The 15079-nt window shown below is 54.0% G+C and carries 14 protein-coding genes; all 14 read left to right on the plus strand.

Annotation, left to right across the window (positions count from 1 at the left end; all coding sequences use genetic code 11):
* The 14 genes from JNUCC32_RS00805 (at position 1) to JNUCC32_RS00870 (ending at position 14842) form a co-directional block, all read left to right on the plus strand.
* A complete protein-coding gene (locus JNUCC32_RS00805; RefSeq protein ID WP_192570791.1) occupies positions 1-777 on the plus strand; it encodes an ABC transporter permease in 777 nt (258 codons plus the stop codon).
* A 41-nt stretch (positions 778-818) separates the two neighbouring features.
* The gene (locus tag JNUCC32_RS00810) at positions 819-1835 is read left to right on the plus strand and encodes an ABC transporter substrate-binding protein (RefSeq protein ID WP_192570792.1); all 1017 of its coding nucleotides are present in this window, start codon (positions 819-821) and stop codon (positions 1833-1835) included.
* Positions 1836-1857: 22 nt separating this feature from the next.
* Positions 1858-2631, plus strand: a complete 774-nt coding sequence (locus JNUCC32_RS00815) for an ABC transporter ATP-binding protein (protein ID WP_192570793.1) — start codon at positions 1858-1860, stop codon at positions 2629-2631.
* 34 nt (positions 2632-2665) lie between these two features.
* The gene (locus tag JNUCC32_RS00820; RefSeq protein ID WP_192570794.1) at positions 2666-3508 is read left to right on the plus strand and encodes a sulfurtransferase; all 843 of its coding nucleotides are present in this window, start codon (positions 2666-2668) and stop codon (positions 3506-3508) included.
* Positions 3509-3646: 138 nt separating this feature from the next.
* Positions 3647-4426, plus strand: coding sequence for a helix-turn-helix domain-containing protein (locus JNUCC32_RS00825; RefSeq protein WP_192572564.1), 780 nt, complete (start codon positions 3647-3649; stop codon positions 4424-4426).
* 159 nt (positions 4427-4585) lie between these two features.
* Positions 4586-5482 (plus strand): phytanoyl-CoA dioxygenase family protein, encoded by an 897-nt coding sequence (locus JNUCC32_RS00830; RefSeq protein ID WP_192570795.1) that lies wholly within the window; start codon positions 4586-4588, stop codon positions 5480-5482.
* A gap of 207 nt (positions 5483-5689) precedes the next feature.
* Positions 5690-6538 carry an AraC family transcriptional regulator gene (locus JNUCC32_RS00835; protein WP_228468966.1) on the plus strand — a complete coding sequence of 283 codons (849 nt, stop codon included), beginning with the start codon at positions 5690-5692 and terminating at the stop codon, positions 6536-6538.
* A 286-nt stretch (positions 6539-6824) separates the two neighbouring features.
* Positions 6825-7595: a beta-glucanase gene (gene bglS, locus JNUCC32_RS00840; RefSeq protein WP_192570797.1), complete on the plus strand. Its 771-nt coding sequence runs from the start codon at positions 6825-6827 to the stop codon at positions 7593-7595.
* Between the two features lie 225 nt (positions 7596-7820).
* On the plus strand, positions 7821-8699 hold the full coding sequence (locus JNUCC32_RS00845; RefSeq protein ID WP_192570798.1) for an AraC family transcriptional regulator: 879 nt from the start codon (positions 7821-7823) through the stop codon (positions 8697-8699).
* A gap of 133 nt (positions 8700-8832) precedes the next feature.
* Positions 8833-9786 carry an ABC transporter permease gene (locus JNUCC32_RS00850; protein WP_145036885.1) on the plus strand — a complete coding sequence of 318 codons (954 nt, stop codon included), beginning with the start codon at positions 8833-8835 and terminating at the stop codon, positions 9784-9786.
* Positions 9787-9811: 25 nt separating this feature from the next.
* A complete protein-coding gene (locus tag JNUCC32_RS00855; protein WP_145036887.1) occupies positions 9812-10705 on the plus strand; it encodes a carbohydrate ABC transporter permease in 894 nt (297 codons plus the stop codon).
* Between the two features lie 73 nt (positions 10706-10778).
* Complete coding sequence (locus JNUCC32_RS00860; protein WP_192570799.1) at positions 10779-12446, plus strand: ABC transporter substrate-binding protein; 1668 nt, start codon at positions 10779-10781, stop codon at positions 12444-12446.
* Positions 12447-12551: 105 nt separating this feature from the next.
* A complete protein-coding gene (locus JNUCC32_RS00865; RefSeq protein WP_192570800.1) occupies positions 12552-13544 on the plus strand; it encodes an N-acetylglucosamine kinase in 993 nt (330 codons plus the stop codon).
* The gene (locus tag JNUCC32_RS00870) at positions 13529-14842 is read left to right on the plus strand and encodes a 6-phospho-beta-glucosidase (protein ID WP_192570801.1); all 1314 of its coding nucleotides are present in this window, start codon (positions 13529-13531) and stop codon (positions 14840-14842) included. Before JNUCC32_RS00865 ends, JNUCC32_RS00870 begins: the two co-directional genes overlap by 16 nt.
* Positions 14843-15079: the final 237 nt, after the last annotated feature.

The raw sequence follows: 15079 nt of genomic DNA on the forward strand, positions 1-15079 counted from the left end.
ATGGGAACGAGGAATGCCAAGAAATTCCCCGGCATCTGGGCAGGTCAGGGGGCATTGCTGCTGGTCATACTGGGGATCTGCGAGGTTCTGGTTCGCACGGAGACCGTCAGCAGCTTGTATCTGCCTGCGCCTTCCCAAGTATTCCGCGAACTGTTCAAGCTGTTCGGTGACGGGGAGATCTGGAAGCACCTGTACGTCACATTGGCCGAGTTCGTTGCGGGCTACGGCATTGCCGCCATTGGCGGGCTCGTCGTCGGCATGGCTCTGGTGCTGATCCCATGGGCGGAGCGGTTCTTCCGGCCGTACCTTTCGGCGCTGATGGCGATTCCGAAGGTAACGATCGTCCCGCTGCTGGCGCTCTGGCTCGGGATCGGGATCACGCATAAAATATCGATTGTGTTCCTGTTCTGTTTCTTTACGATCACGGTCAATACGATGACCGGAATCAAACAGACGGCGGACAACCATCTGAAGGTCGCCAAAGTATTCGAGGCGACGCGCTATCAGACCATCATGAAGGTGATATTGCCATCGGCTGCGCCCACCATTTTTGCCGCTCTCCGAATTTCGGCTGCTACAGGACTGGTCGGGGCTCTGTTCGGGGAGATGCTGGCCTCGAAGGATGGCCTTGGCAATATTCTCGTGAAGGCGACATCGCTGTACAATACCGCGCAGGCTTTTGCCATTGTAGCGCTGGTTACCGTCGTATCCGTACTTATCATTTCATTGATCGATTTATTGGAACGCAGCGTTTTTTTGAAATGGAAATCATCATAGACCATCGGGCAAAAGCACCACTACCAGGGGGAGAGAACCATATGAACAGAAGAGGAATACGTCCATACCTAATAGCACTTGCGGCGCTATGGCTGATCGCCATAACGGCCGGCTGCGCTAGCGGTCAAGATAACGGCAAGAGCGCGGCACCGTCCGCCGGTGACGGAGAGAGCGCGGCAGGCGCCAAGCTGGAGAAGATCCGGTATGCGCCGCTTAGCGGGGTCAGCGGACTGGCGGTGTCCTTCGGGGCGGAGAAGGGTTTCTTTGAGGAGGAAGGACTCGACGTCGAATTTATCACCACCAAGGACCCGATAGCCGGTCTGACCAGCAAGGACATTGACGTGGTCGACGTGGCCACGACGACGGCGATCGTGGCTGCGGGCAAGGGCGCTCCCGTCAAAATCGTCTCCTCCATGTTCCGGACCAAGGGGCCGTTCTACCTGATCGCCTCGCCGGAGATCCAGAAGGTGGAAGACCTGAAGGGCAAGAAGGTGGGCATCGCCGTGTTCGGCAGCGGCCTGGAGGTATATACGCAGGTCATCCTGAAGGAGCACGGATTGAGTCCGGACGATGTGACCTTCATTGCCAACAGCACGCATCAGGCGGCTTACGCGAGTCTGGAAACCGGACAGGTCGACGCCACCATCATTCATGAACCGTTCGCTTCTCTGGCTGAAAAGCAGGGAAAGGGCCATATCATCGCTACAGGCTGGGATTACCTGCCGACCTTCCACACCGGGGTGCTGGCGGCCCGCGACGGTATTCTGGAAGAGAAACCGGAATTGGTCGAGAAGCTGCTGCGAGCTTACTTCAAATCGCAGGAGTATGCGAAGAGCCATCCGGACGAGTTTAAGACTTACTATCTGAACAACATCGAGATCGATCCCGAGGTGCTGGATCTGGCGCTGAAGCGCGAAGAGGTGCTGTGGGAGAACAATCCGGACGTGGACATCAACGCGTTGAATGATACCCAGCAGATTCAGAAGGAGCTGGGCTTCCAGGATGAGATCTACAAGGTGGAGGATATTCTGGACCTCAGGTTTATTCCGAAAAAATAAAGTTATGGCAGGAGGCGTTCCTATGTCCGGCTTTACGGTTGAAAATGTCTCGAAGGTCTATGGCGGCGATCTTCCAACAATCTCGCTTCAAAATATAAACCTGCAGGTGAGGGACGGCGAATTTCTGTGCATCCTCGGGCCGAGCGGCTGCGGAAAAAGCACGCTGCTGGAGCTGCTGGCGGGATTGCAGCTTCCGACGGAGGGCGACATTTTGCTGGATGGCAAGAAGGTTCAGGGGCCTACGCGGAGCTCTGGGGTCGTATTCCAGGATGCATCCCTGTACCCGTGGCGCACCATTTCGCAGAACGTCGGCCTTGGGCTGGAGCTTGCCGGCATGAAAAAAGCGGAGCGGCAAACGCTCGTGGACAAATATCTGAGCATGGTCGGCTTGGAGGGATTCGGCTCGAAATATCCACATCATTTATCGGGAGGCATGCGGCAGCGAGCAGGGATCGCAAGAGCGCTCGTGAGCAGTCCGAGCATCCTCCTGATGGACGAGCCGTTCGGCGCGGTGGACCATCTTACCCGGCTTCAGCTTCAGCAGGATCTGCTCCGCATATGGCAGGAGGAGCAGAAAACGGTGGTGTTTGTGACCCATGACGTATCCGAAGCCGTCTTTCTCGCAGACCGGGTCGTCCTGCTGTCCCCGCGCCCCGGGCGCATTCACCATATTTTCGACGTTCCCCATGAGCGTCCGCGCAAGCGGGAGGATGCCAGCCTCCTGAAGATTCAGAACGACATCTACGCTGCGATTTATGACGTCAAGACGGAAGAGGATTTGGAATTTACGATTTAAACGGCAGCTTGATATCAGAAGGGACGAGGAGCCTATGTCAAATATCGTAAGCAAGGAATGGGTGCTGGAACAGCTGCAGTCGAATCCGGGTCAGCTTGTCGTTGCGGACGTCCGATTCAGCCCGGGCGATGCGAATTACGGCTACGAGGCTTATCAGCGCGAGCATGTGCCCGGTGCCGTATTCGTTGATTTGAAAAAGGATTTGACGGATTCTCCAGGCGAGCACGGCGGCCGGAGCCCCTTGCCGCATACGGAGGAGCTGGCCCGGCGGCTCGGCAAGCTCGGGATCGATGCGAGTACGCCCGTCGTTGTCTATGACGATGACCTTCGCCCGGAAGGTGCGCGGTTATGGTGGATTTTGAAATACCTGGGCCACGGTTCGGCATATATATTGGATGGAGGATTCGCCGGCTGGAAGTCGGCCGGATATCCGCTCACCTCGAAGAGAAGCGAGGCGGCTCCGCGAGTATTCCAAGCGAATGTGCGGGAGGAATGGCTGGCTGATGTGAATGAGGTGAGGGCAAAGATCGGCAAAACCGGCGTGACCCTGCTCGATTCAAGGGATTGGAAGCAGTTCACGGGAGAAACGGCACCACTGGATCCGGTGGCCGGACATATACCGGGAGCGGCGCATGCCTATTGGAAGGACGGGATCGATGAAGACGGGACGCTAAAGGGAGCCGAGCGGCAGCGGGAGCGTTTTGCCGGGTTGTCCTTCGATGATGAAGTGATTGTGTATTGCGGATCTGGGTTGTCGGCTTGCCCGAACGTGCTGGCTTTGCGGGAAGCCGGGTACCGCAAGGTGAAGCTGTACGCAGGCAGCTGGAGCGATTGGATCAGCTACAAGGACCATGAGATTGCCGCAGGTGAAGATTGATCATGGATCATGCTGAGACTGCAGCAAGTTAAGGTGCTTCTCGCAGGTTATCCCGACTTGACGTAAGGTTTATCGACGGTATAGTTGAAATCATAACCGTTCGAAATCGACATGCGGCAAGGGGGATTAACAACCTTGATGGAATGTAAAAGTTTTATTGGCGCGCATGATGAACATTGGGAAGATGACGGCTTAAGAAGCCACCAGGAACTTGAGATTACGTTGATAATGGAAGGTAGCGGCCGCTTTTGCGCGCACGGCAGGGAAGCGAGAGTGGAATCCGGGAACGTGGTTCTCATTCCGTCCGAGGTTCCCCATTCGTTCCACGCGTTGTCTCCTATACGCTTCGGCGTGCTTTTGGCAGACCGCATTCCGTCTGAGGTGAAGGAGCTGTTCGACAGGCTTATTCAGGATGGCGGCACTCGTATCATCGCCCTGTCCCGTCTGGATCGGGACCGTTATGAACGCTTGTTCCGCGAATGGCTGAGAATCCGTTCTAGTCCGTTGAAAGACCCGATACGGAATTATGGGGTCTGGGTGGAGCTGCTTTTATTGTTTCTTAACGAACACGCCCATTCCGATCATCAGGCGCTGTCCATCTCGTTTATCGGCGACTACATCCGTCAGCATATCCGGGATCCAATGCATGTCTCTACCCTGGCGGAAATGGCGGGACTGTCCGAGGATGGCTTCCGCAAGCAGTTCGCCAAAATATACGGCATGACCCCGAAGCAGTACCAGCAGCAATGCCGGCTTGCGGAAGCGAAGTGGCTCTTAAGCTCCTCCGATAAAGACCTCCAGTCGCTTGCCGAATCGGTTGGCTTCTCCCAGCTTCACTCGTTCTCGCTCTGGTTCAAAAAAATGGAGGGCTGCCCCCCATCGGAGTGGAGAAACCGGCAGCGCCTATATCATCACTAACGCGCTTACGATGGCCTACCGCGGATGCAAACGGGTTTTGCGTAAATTTGGTTCGGTTTTCGGTAACGACTTCCTCTTTCGGATCCAATAGGATAAGGATACTTGAAGCGTGGATGTTTCGCTTCAGGTTATCCTGACGGACAGAAAGGGAGGTTTGTTATGAAGGTGACCATCGGACAACGGGAATTGGAGTGGGGAGGTAAATACCTCACGGAATTAAGAGACTGCAATGACATGCTGGAGGATACGGTCGCGCTGCGAAACCGGCTGCAGGAGGATGGATATCTCCTGATTCGCGGTTTCCATAAGCGGGAAGAGGTCTTGAACGCAAGAATGGAGTTCTTGAATAAACTCGGGGCCATGGGCAGGCTGGATCCCCATGCCCTTGTCGAAGACGGGATCATCGGATCGGAGAACAAGGGCGGAATGTGGGGCGGCAGTACCGAGGAATTGCTGCCGGATTTCTCCCAGTTTTTGGACGTTGTCAATTCGCCAGCGGTGCTGGACTTCTTTGGACGATTGCTGGGCGGAGCCGCGATGACATACGACTACAAGTGGCCGCGCGCCGTCGCTCGCGGAGGCAATACCGGCGCTCATTACGATGTTGTGTATATGGGTAGAGGCACGAAGGATTTGTACACTATGTGGACGCCGTTTGGGGATATCCCTCTTGAAATGGGAACGTTGGCGATGTGTCTCGGGTCCCAGCATTTTACGAAAATCAAGATGACCTACGGGGAAATGGACGTTGATCGTGACAATGTTGCCACGGGCTGGTTCTCCGAGGATCCCGTCGAGATTGTGAACCGTTACGGCGGGCAATGGGCGACGACCGCTTTTGAAGCCGGAGACGCCATTATTTTCGGAATGTATATGATGCACACCTCGCTGAACAACAGCACCAACCGTTACCGAATCAGCGCGGATACCCGTTATCAGCTTGCATCCGAACCGGTGGATGAGCGATGGATCGGCCGCAAACCCAAAGGTCATTATGCTTGGGGACGCACACCGCAGAAGTCCGTAGCCGAAGCCCGCAAGGAATGGGGAGTATAAGAGTTCTAATGGCTTAAGCTCAGATTTGCAAGTAGAGTACATCGCAAAAAAGAACACAAAGCTCGTCGACCAGATCACTGGAGGCATGGCCATGAAGCCGTGCCTCTTTGTTATTTTTATGCGGTGAAGGCAGGCGTATCATGCTCCGCATGTTGCATTTGGCAGGAAGCATTTTATTTGAGGCGGGAGGGATTTCATGTGAAGGAGATGGTCTTCGAGCATGCCAATATGAAGTACGGCATACCTTCGGACATGGAAAGAAAGGGCGGAATCTGGATTCTCCGTGCAGGCCGGAGTTTGGCCAGGCCCAACTACAGCGTCGGCCCCAAAATATCCGAGAACTATGCGCTGCATTTTGTCTTGAACGGGAAAATCTCGCTGGCATTCGGGGATAAGGTGGTTACGTTGTCGGCAGGAGATGCCTTTTGCCTGTTTCCTCATACGAGGTACAGTTATTGGGAACCGAACGGCGATCCCGAACCGACGCTGCGCATGCAGTGGATCGTCTTGGACGGAGAAGCAGCGGAGAGCGCATTGACCCGAATCGGGCTGCACCCCTCCACGCCCTTTCTGCATAACGTGATGAAGGGCGGGCTGCAGGCGGTGCTGGATCAAATTTACGGGTGCGTGGATGACGATACCATCGGTCACGAGTTTGGACGGCAGAAGCGGTTGTATCAGCTGTTTGAACTTTTGGCTGCCGCTCCGGCCAAAAGAGAAACGAAAGCGAATTGGCTCGAACAAAGCGTGCACTACATGGATTCCCACTACATGGAAGGGATTACGGTGACGGATGTGGTCCATCAAGCCGGCGTGCACCGGACGCATCTGTACTGCGAATTCATTCGGGTGCATGGCATCAGTCCGAGCCATTATTTGATGAAGCTGCGGATGGAGCGGGCAGCGGTTCTGCTGACCGAAACCGACGTGTCCGTGACGGAGGTGGCGTTCTCGCTGGGATATTCCAATCTCCATACGTTTTCGAGAGCATTCGCTAAGTATTATCGCATATCGCCTACTTCGTATCGGCTGCAGCATGCGCCGGTACCCATATAGTGAACCAGGCGGGTAGGGATAACAAGACTGTGACAGGGTAGAGCATAAGGCCCGTTGCAGTCTTTTTTTGCTTGGCAAGGCAGCAAGATCCGTTAAATAGTGTCGTTTTATCCTTAAAATGGCTAAGATTTCCAAGTGATTTGCATGTAGGATAGAATGGATCAACGATTCTTGGTGGTCACACGGCTATGAGATGAAGGGAGGAATTGAGCGGTCAGGGGGATGAGCAGCGCGGGATCTTCGAGCTTTTTTCCGTTTATTACATTTCAAGAAAGAGGTGTTATTCATGAAAAAGCTAAGTGTGTTCAGAAAGAAAATGACGACAATGCTTATGGCTGGCAGTTTGTTATGCGGATTGTTGGTACCGATTCAAGCGTCGGCTGCCGACGTTGCATTTAATGAGCCGCTGAACGGCAAGAACCCTAATCTGTTTTATACTTCCGATGGATGGGCGAATGGCCCGGATTTCGGGGTGGGCTGGAAGGCGGCAAACCAGGAGTTCTCTAACGGAGTTATGGCTTTACGGCTTGACAATGCGGGATGTCCTGCGAGCTGCTCGGGCAAATCCTATGCTTCCGGTGAATATGCGACACATCTGAAGTACGGCTACGGCCGGGTTGAAGCGCGGATCAAAGCGGCTAAGGGAACGGGCTTGGTGACGAGCCTCTTTACGTATTCCGGTCAAGCCACAGGCACGTCCAATGACGAAATCGATATCGAAATCCTGGGAAAGGACACTACGAAGATGGAAACGAATTATTTTACGAATGGCGTAGGCCAGCACAGCACCATCATCAATTTAGGGTTTGATGCGTCGCTCGATTTCCATACTTATGCGTTCGAATGGTCACCATCATCCATCAAGTGGTACGTAGACGGCCAACTGGTTCATACGGAGAATGGCTCCCGCGGGGCGCTTCCGACAAGTCCGGGCCATATCATGGTTAATCTGTGGTCAGGATCAGGACCGGCCGAGATATGGACCGGAACATTCAATTACCCGGGTTCGCCGATACGCGCGTACTATGACTGGATCAAATTCACGCCGGCCAACTAGTTTATCGGGTATTTACCCGATGATTTTATCAGGTATGTTGAAGTTTCTTTGATGAGCATCCGCTCATTGCTCTGGAATCATCGCACCAACAAGCTGCCCCAGGTCAGAAATGACATTTGGGGCAGCTTTTTATTTACAACTATGGAATATAGATGATAGAGTTTTTTACAACAAATGTATGGATACAACGCTTACAAGAAAATATTGGTTATGGAGGGATTTATCATGCCATCGATCATGCGGGAAGAAGCGATACCGAAGGAAAAAGTAATATTAGCCAAGAATTATCCGATTTTTGTCGCCGATACGATTGGCGTGACCAGCCCCTATCAGAAGCTTCATTGGCACAACGTGCTGGAGATAAATTACATTAAATCCGGTATGGGTTACTACATCATCAACGGGCAAAAATTTGAATTCCAGCAAGGGGATGTACTTCTCATCAACTCGAATGATCTTCACTGCGCTTACGAGACGAAGGATCTGGTCATGACTGTCATTTCATTTGATTCGACTTGGTTTATCCATAACCTCCGGTTCGATCCGGAACTGTTCAGCCCGTTCCGCGAGATGGGCAAGCATTACTTGAACCTGATCCCCCGCGACCATCCGGCCATGGGGAAGCTGCGTTCGCTGCTGTTTGAGCTGCAGGAGGAGCATGTGGGGGAACAGCGGTCTTACGCTACGGTAGTATACTCGCTTCTGCTCCAATTCCTGGCCATCGTAAACCGGGAGTGCCGGATGGAAGGGGAAGGCGGAAGCGAACCCAGCATCAGCGAACGGCAGCTGGAGAAAATGCGTCAAGTCATCATGGTGATGGAGCAAAATTTCGCCCACCCCTGGACGCTGGAGGAATTGGCTTCCCTGGTCTATCTCAGTCCTTCCAGGTTCAGCGAAATATTCAAGCGCGCGGTCGGCATGCCGCCCCTCTTGTACCTGATCCACATTCGGCTGGAGCAGGCGGTCACGATGCTGGAAGGAGGCCATATGAAAGTGATGGACGTCGCCCTGGAATGCGGCTTTCGCACGCTGACCAATTTTAATCGTCTGTTCAAAAAGCACATCGGCATGACGCCGAAGGCTTCACAAAGGCAACATTCCTAAAAACCAGTGAAATAGTGCTGGTTTTTGCTTGTTTTAGCAGAGAAATGAGCCTGGTCAGGCGATACAATAAAGTGGCAAGCATCTCAAGAATGTGTCAATAAACCTAACACAAAATAAAAAGGGGGAGATGCCAATGCCGCAAATCGGGATCGATAGCAGGGCGGAGACACATGTGAAGAAAGGGCGCTTGCGCCGCTTTCTGAAGCAATGGGATATACAGCTGATGGTGCTTCCGGCCATGATGTTCATTCTGGTTTTCAGCTACATTCCCATGTACGGGGTACTCATGGCGTTCCAGGACTACAGTCTGTTCAAGGGCTTTCTGAACAGCCCGTGGGTCGGCTTCAAGCATTTTGAGATGTTTTTTGGGGCGCCGGAGTTCTGGACCATTATGCGGAACACCTTGGTCATCAGCCTGCTGAAGCTGTGCATCGGGTTTCCTGCGCCGATCCTGCTTGCACTGATGCTCAATGAGGTTGGGAGGCATTCCTTCAAACGGATCGTCCAGACGATCAGTTATCTGCCTCACTTCTTGTCGTGGGTCATCGTCTCGGGCTTTGCGATCTCCATTCTGTCCACGGACAACGGCAGTCTGAACATTCTGCTGCAGAAGCTGAGCCTGATCGATGAACCGATCAATTTTCTATCGGAGCCGAAGTACTTCTGGAGCATCCTGACGGTAACGAATGTGTGGAAGGAGATCGGTTTTTCCTCCATTGTGTATTTGGCGGCCATTGCAGGCATTAATCCCCAACTGTATGAAGCGGCTTCAATTGATGGTGCGAGCCGTCTGAAGCAGATCATCTCCATCACTATTCCGTCTATTATGCCGATTATCGTTGTGTTCTCGATTTTGGCGATCGGCAACTTCCTGAATGCCGGTTTTGAGGACATTTTGCTGCTGGCTGGCAATCCGGTATTGCGGGATGTCAGCGACGTGCTGGACACGTACGTCTACCGGATTGGCATTCAGAACAGCCGATTCTCCTACGCTACGGCGGCGGGTCTATTCAAGGCGATCATCAGCGTATTGTTGTTGGCCGGAGCCAACTACTGGGCCCGACGGTCGGGGAACAGCCTATGGTAGGGCGGAAGGGGGAGAGAAGATTCATATGAGGCTGTCAAACGGAGATCGGGTATTCGTTGGGTTCATCTACGGCTCTTTGGCATTGCTGGCATTTATCGCGCTGTACCCATTCTGGAACGCTGCCGTCATCTCGTTTAACTCGGGGACCGACACGATGCAGGGCGGCATTACGTTCTGGCCGCGCGAATTCACGCTGGAGAATTACCGCGTAGTGTTCAAGGACGAGCGCCTCATTGACGGGTTCGTCATCTCGGTGCTCCGTACGGTGACCGGTACTTTTCTCTCCATTGTAGCAACCGCCATATTCGCTTATGGCATATCCAAACGCGAGTTGATGGGCCGGAATTTTTATATGGTCACCTGCATCGTGACGATGTACTTCAGCGGCGGACTCATTCCGAATTATTTGCTTATTCGGGAGCTGGGCCTGATGAACTCGTTTTGGGTTATGGTCGTACCAGGCATCATCAGCGTGTGGAATATGATCATATTCCGGACGTTCTTTAAGGGCATCCCGCCCGGCCTTGAGGAGTCGGCCCATATCGACGGTTCCTCGAACTGGGGCGTATTCTTCCGAATCGTGCTTCCGCTATCGGGACCGGTCATTGCGACGCTGTCGTTGTTCACGGCCGTGTATCATTGGAATGATTGGTTTGCGCCAAGCATTTACATATCCAACACGGATCTGCTGCCGATACAGACGAAGCTTCAGCAGATCCTCAATGCCAACATCATGATGGAACAGATGCAGAACATGGATGCCGCGGCGCAGGGCCGGATGAGCGCGATGAAGGCCGTAACGACCAAGTCCTTGTCCATGGCGACCATGATGGTGGCAACCGTCCCGATCCTGTGCGTATACCCGTTCGTTCAGAAGTATTTTGTGAAGGGCGTATTAATCGGTTCTTTGAAGGAGTAATTCATCAGCCATCTTGCCAAGGGTTTGAAGCGGCAGCTTTGACCATAGATGAATCATGAAGGGAGCACTTGGAATGAAAAAAAGGGGAAAAAGGCTTCTATCTGCATGGTCAGTCACGCTTGTCATCGTCATGGCTTTAACGGGATGTTCGGGTTCGGGAGGGAATGCCGCAAGCCCGGAGAAGGAAGGGCCAAGCTCGCAAAACAATGAGAAACCAGCCGGAGAGGATAACTTTGTGCTGGGAGAGAAGCCGCTGGAATTCTCGTTCTATGGCCACTATGACTGGTATACGATGCCGGATTGGGGCGCGGATCTTGCAACCAAGTGGATCCAGGAGAACAAGAAGGTCAACGTGGTTCCGGTCAGCTCCGGCGGCGTTGCCAAGAACAAGCTCAGTACGATGATCGTGTCCGGGGAGCTGCCGGATGTCATATGGATGGAACGGGGCGCGGAGGTCGAGAAGCTGCGTGCCGAGGGCATGCTGGTGCCGTTCGACGATTATCTGGATAAATACCCAAATCTGAAAAAATGGGCCGGGGAGTCCACGCTCGATCTGCTTCGCTCGCCGGATGGAAAGCTGTATCAATTCCCGAACTGGTATACAACGCAGCCAAACGGCAATGCCGGCTATCTCGTCAATAAAAAGATATACGAGGAGCTTGGATCGCCAAAACTGGAAACGCCGGATGATCTGTACGCCTATTTGAAGCAAGTGAAGGCAAAGTATCCGGATGTCGTTCCTCTGGAGGTTGGCCAATCGGCAGCGGGCGTGGACATCATGGTGTCTGCTTTTGCCGAAAACCGCCCGTATACGTTCAACAGTATGATCGCCGTACCCCAGGGGGATCAACTTGTATCGCTGTTCACGGATCCCGTCTATCGCGAGCTGCTTCAATACATGAGCCGATTGTACCGCGAGAAACTCATTACGCAGGATGCCTTCACGCAGAAGCTAGAGCAAGTCGAGCAGAAGATTCTGAGCGGCAACGTGGCGGTTTATGTAGCCTCCAGCCCGACCGAGTTCGGTTCCAAGGGCAACAATCTGCTGAAGGCGCAGGACCCTGATGCCGGTTACATCATGATATGGCCGGTACACAAGGAAGGATTGGATCGCGACAAGATTTTCCCGGGCGATTACAAGCAGCTAGGCTGGAATGTCAGCGTCATCACGCAAGCGGCGAAAGATCCGGAAGCTATCTTTGCATTCCTGGATTGGTTCACCGGTCCCGAGGGCCAGCGGACGATCATGTGGGGCCCTGAAGGCTTGTACTGGGACGGGACGGACGAAGAGGACATGCCGCTGTTCACCGATAAATTCACCAGCGATGCGAAGGGGCGCGATGAGTTGATGAACGCCACGGTGAACTTTCAGTGGAACGGCAACACGGTGTATGTTGACAATTCCAAGATGAAATTCGAATCCACGCTGCCGCCGGAGAAGCGGAACTTTGAAACGTATTGGCAATCGGAGATAACCTGGAAGACGCAGATGAACACGACGGAGTACGTCAACCTCGATCCGGCGGGCGATTCCGAGGAGGGCATAATTGCGCAGCGCGTGTTCGAAATTTATGAGCAGGCCAGAGCCAAGGCGATCAGTTCGGCCTCTTCGGATCAGGAAGTGCTCTCGCTTCTGGATAAGGCAGAGGCAGATGCGCAAAAAGCGGGTTACGACAAACTATTACAGTACAAAACAGCAAAATGGCAGGAGAATAAGCAGAAGCTGGAAGCATCGAAATAAACGTCACGGCGAAGCCGTCCATTCCTTCAGGGGCTTGCGGAATATGCGCTGGCATTCGCTGGGCAGGACGGCTTCATGAGCCGGACATCATAGGAGAGATCATACTTGAATTACTACTTGGGAGTCGACGGCGGAGGAAGCAAGACGCTGGCCGTCGTCGCGGACGGGACAGGACGAATCGCTGGAAAGGGAATGGGCGGCTGCGGCAACCATCAGCTTGGCGCAGCGCGTGCGGAAGCAAGCATCAGGCAGGCCGTTGAAGAGGCGCTTGGACAGGCGGGACTCGGGCGAGAAGACATCGCCTGCGCGTCGTTCGGGCTGGCGGGAGCCGACCGCGAGGCGGACTTCCGCATCTTGCGGCCCATGATCGACGCCATGGGCTTCAAGAAACACCATATCGCTTGCGATACCGTCATTGCCATGAGAGCCGGCACAAGACAGAGGGACGGCGTCGTCCTTATATGCGGAAGCGGGACGAACGGTTATGGGGTCAACGCGGCAGGCGAGGAGGTTCAGATCGGAGGATTCGGTTATGCGTTCGGCGATTTCGGCGGAGGCGCCGACCTGGCCGTCGAGGTGTTTCGGACGGTCGTTCGTTCCTGGGAAGGCCGTGAGAAGCCGACTTCATTAACGTCGCTAACGCTGGATGCGCTTAGGTTCGGCAGCGTGGAAGAGATGTTTCACCGATTTTTGGACGAGGGCAGAAGGGCGCCGCATACACTGGCGAAATTGCTGTTTCAAGCCGCACCCGCCGATGAAGCTGCAAGAGAGATATTGGAAAGGCAAGGCATGGAGCTGGGGAAGGTCGCCAGCGCGGTAATTCGTAAGCTCGGCATGGACAATGACGCCTTCGATGTCGTGCTGGCCGGCAGCGTCCTGACCCGGGGAGAAAGGGATTACGTCGTTCCGTATATTGAGTCTCAGGTTCTTGCGGCAGCCCCGAATAGCCGGGTGCGCATATTAGCCCTTGAGCCCGCAGCGGGTGCCGTCCTGCTCGCAATGGATGAGAACGGCGTGGTTCCTGGCACGGCCGTGTATGAACAACTGCAGCATGAGCTTGCCGTGAAGGAGAGGAATTTGGAATGGGCACTGGATTGAAGGTTGCTGTTATCGGGGGCGGATCCTCGTATACCCCCGAGCTGATTGAAGGTTTCATCCGTCATTATGAGTCGTTTCCGGTGACGGACATCGTCCTCGTGGATATCCCGGAAGGCCGCCGCAAGCTCGAAATTGTAGGCGGTCTGGCCCAGCGGATGATTGAGCGAAGCGGATTGCCGATCCGCATTACGTTGACCTTGGACCGCCAGGAAGCACTGAGGAATGCCCATTATGTATCGACTCAGATGCGAGTCGGACTGCTGGAGGCCAGAGGCTGGGACGAAACGATCCCCCTGAAATACGGGATGCTCGGGCAGGAAACGACAGGAGCAGGCGGCATGATGAAGGCTCTGCGGACGATACCTGTGCTATTGGATATATGCAAGGACATGGAGGCATTATGTCCGGATGCTTGGCTGCTGAATTTCACCAATCCTGCCGGGATGGTAACGGAAGCCATCAGGAAGCACTCCAACATCCGCTCCATCGGCTTGTGCAACTCCCCCATCGCCGCTTACAAGTGGTTGTCCGGGCTTTACGAGGTGCCGGTCGAGCGAATCTACTGCGAGTTTGCCGGATTGAATCATCTGTACTGGATCAGCCGGATCGAGGTCGATGGAGTGTCGAAGCTGGAGGAGCTGCTGGCAACGGGAGGGAGCTACTCAGCTCGCAACGTGCCGCAGCTTGCCTGGAACGATACGCTGATTCGGGCGATGGGCGCGATTCCGTCCTATTATTTAAAATATTATTATCTCCACCGGGAGATGCTGGAGGAGCAGCAGGCTGCCGCGGCCAGAGGCGAGACAAGGGCCGAAACGGTCCAGCGTCTTGAGGACGAGCTGTTTGAGATTTACAAGCGGCCGGAACTTGCGGAAAAGCCGAAGCAGCTTGAGCAGCGCGGCGGCGCTTATTACTCCGAGGCGGCTGTCAATTTGATGAAGGCCATTCATATGGATAGTGGGGAGATTCAAACATTGAACGTGATGAACGGCGACGCGCTGGACTTCCTGCCGGCGGAAGCCAGTATCGAAGTGAACTGCGTCGTGACGAAGAATGGCGCGGTGCCGGTACCTGTCGAGCGAGTGCCGGTTGCGGCGATCGGCCTGATCCAAGCCGTGAAGACCTACGAGAGCCTGGCCATCGAGGCGGCGGTTACGGGCAGCAGGGAGAAGGCGCTGCTTGCTCTTAGCGCGCATCCGCTCACCGATTCCGTCAGTGCCGCTGAAGCCATGCTCGATGAGATGCTGGAGAGGAACCGTTCGTTTTTGCCGCGATTTTTCCAAAAGGACAAAGCTTAGGAAGCCAAATGAAGCCGACAAGTTATTGTAACGCATATCGTTTTTCAAGCGTCCATGCAGCCTGCCGTGATTTTGTTCCATCTGGGAAATGTCATATATGCTAGAATGGGATTAGGTTAATTTCAGGAGGCGTTTGAGATGAAAACAACAATCGTTCACGGGCAAACTTATATGGGGATTATCGCATAATTGCCCTTAAACTGCGTGCTTCCCCGCCTATGAAAAGGGGAACAACGA

The sequence above is a fragment of the Paenibacillus sp. JNUCC32 genome (genome assembly GCF_014863545.1).
Lineage (GTDB): Bacteria > Bacillota > Bacilli > Paenibacillales > Paenibacillaceae > Paenibacillus_AQ > Paenibacillus_AQ lautus_A.

Excerpts from the sequence above, each read along its gene's own strand:
- JNUCC32_RS00805 (WP_192570791.1), top strand. The coding sequence starts at position 1 with ATGGGAACGAGGAATGCCAAGAAATTCCCCGGCATCTGGGCAGGTCAG.
- JNUCC32_RS00810 (WP_192570792.1), top strand. The coding sequence starts at position 819 with ATGAACAGAAGAGGAATACGTCCATACCTAATAGCACTTGCGGCGCTA.
- JNUCC32_RS00815 (WP_192570793.1), top strand. The coding sequence starts at position 1,858 with ATGTCCGGCTTTACGGTTGAAAATGTCTCGAAGGTCTATGGCGGCGAT.
- JNUCC32_RS00820 (WP_192570794.1), top strand. The coding sequence starts at position 2,666 with ATGTCAAATATCGTAAGCAAGGAATGGGTGCTGGAACAGCTGCAGTCG.
- JNUCC32_RS00825 (WP_192572564.1), top strand. The coding sequence starts at position 3,647 with ATGGAATGTAAAAGTTTTATTGGCGCGCATGATGAACATTGGGAAGAT.
- JNUCC32_RS00830 (WP_192570795.1), top strand. The coding sequence starts at position 4,586 with ATGAAGGTGACCATCGGACAACGGGAATTGGAGTGGGGAGGTAAATAC.
- JNUCC32_RS00835 (WP_228468966.1), top strand. The coding sequence starts at position 5,690 with ATGGTCTTCGAGCATGCCAATATGAAGTACGGCATACCTTCGGACATG.
- bglS (WP_192570797.1), top strand. The coding sequence starts at position 6,825 with ATGAAAAAGCTAAGTGTGTTCAGAAAGAAAATGACGACAATGCTTATG.
- JNUCC32_RS00845 (WP_192570798.1), top strand. The coding sequence starts at position 7,821 with ATGCCATCGATCATGCGGGAAGAAGCGATACCGAAGGAAAAAGTAATA.
- JNUCC32_RS00850 (WP_145036885.1), top strand. The coding sequence starts at position 8,833 with ATGCCGCAAATCGGGATCGATAGCAGGGCGGAGACACATGTGAAGAAA.
- JNUCC32_RS00855 (WP_145036887.1), top strand. The coding sequence starts at position 9,812 with ATGAGGCTGTCAAACGGAGATCGGGTATTCGTTGGGTTCATCTACGGC.
- JNUCC32_RS00860 (WP_192570799.1), top strand. The coding sequence starts at position 10,779 with ATGAAAAAAAGGGGAAAAAGGCTTCTATCTGCATGGTCAGTCACGCTT.
- JNUCC32_RS00870 (WP_192570801.1), top strand. The coding sequence starts at position 13,529 with ATGGGCACTGGATTGAAGGTTGCTGTTATCGGGGGCGGATCCTCGTAT.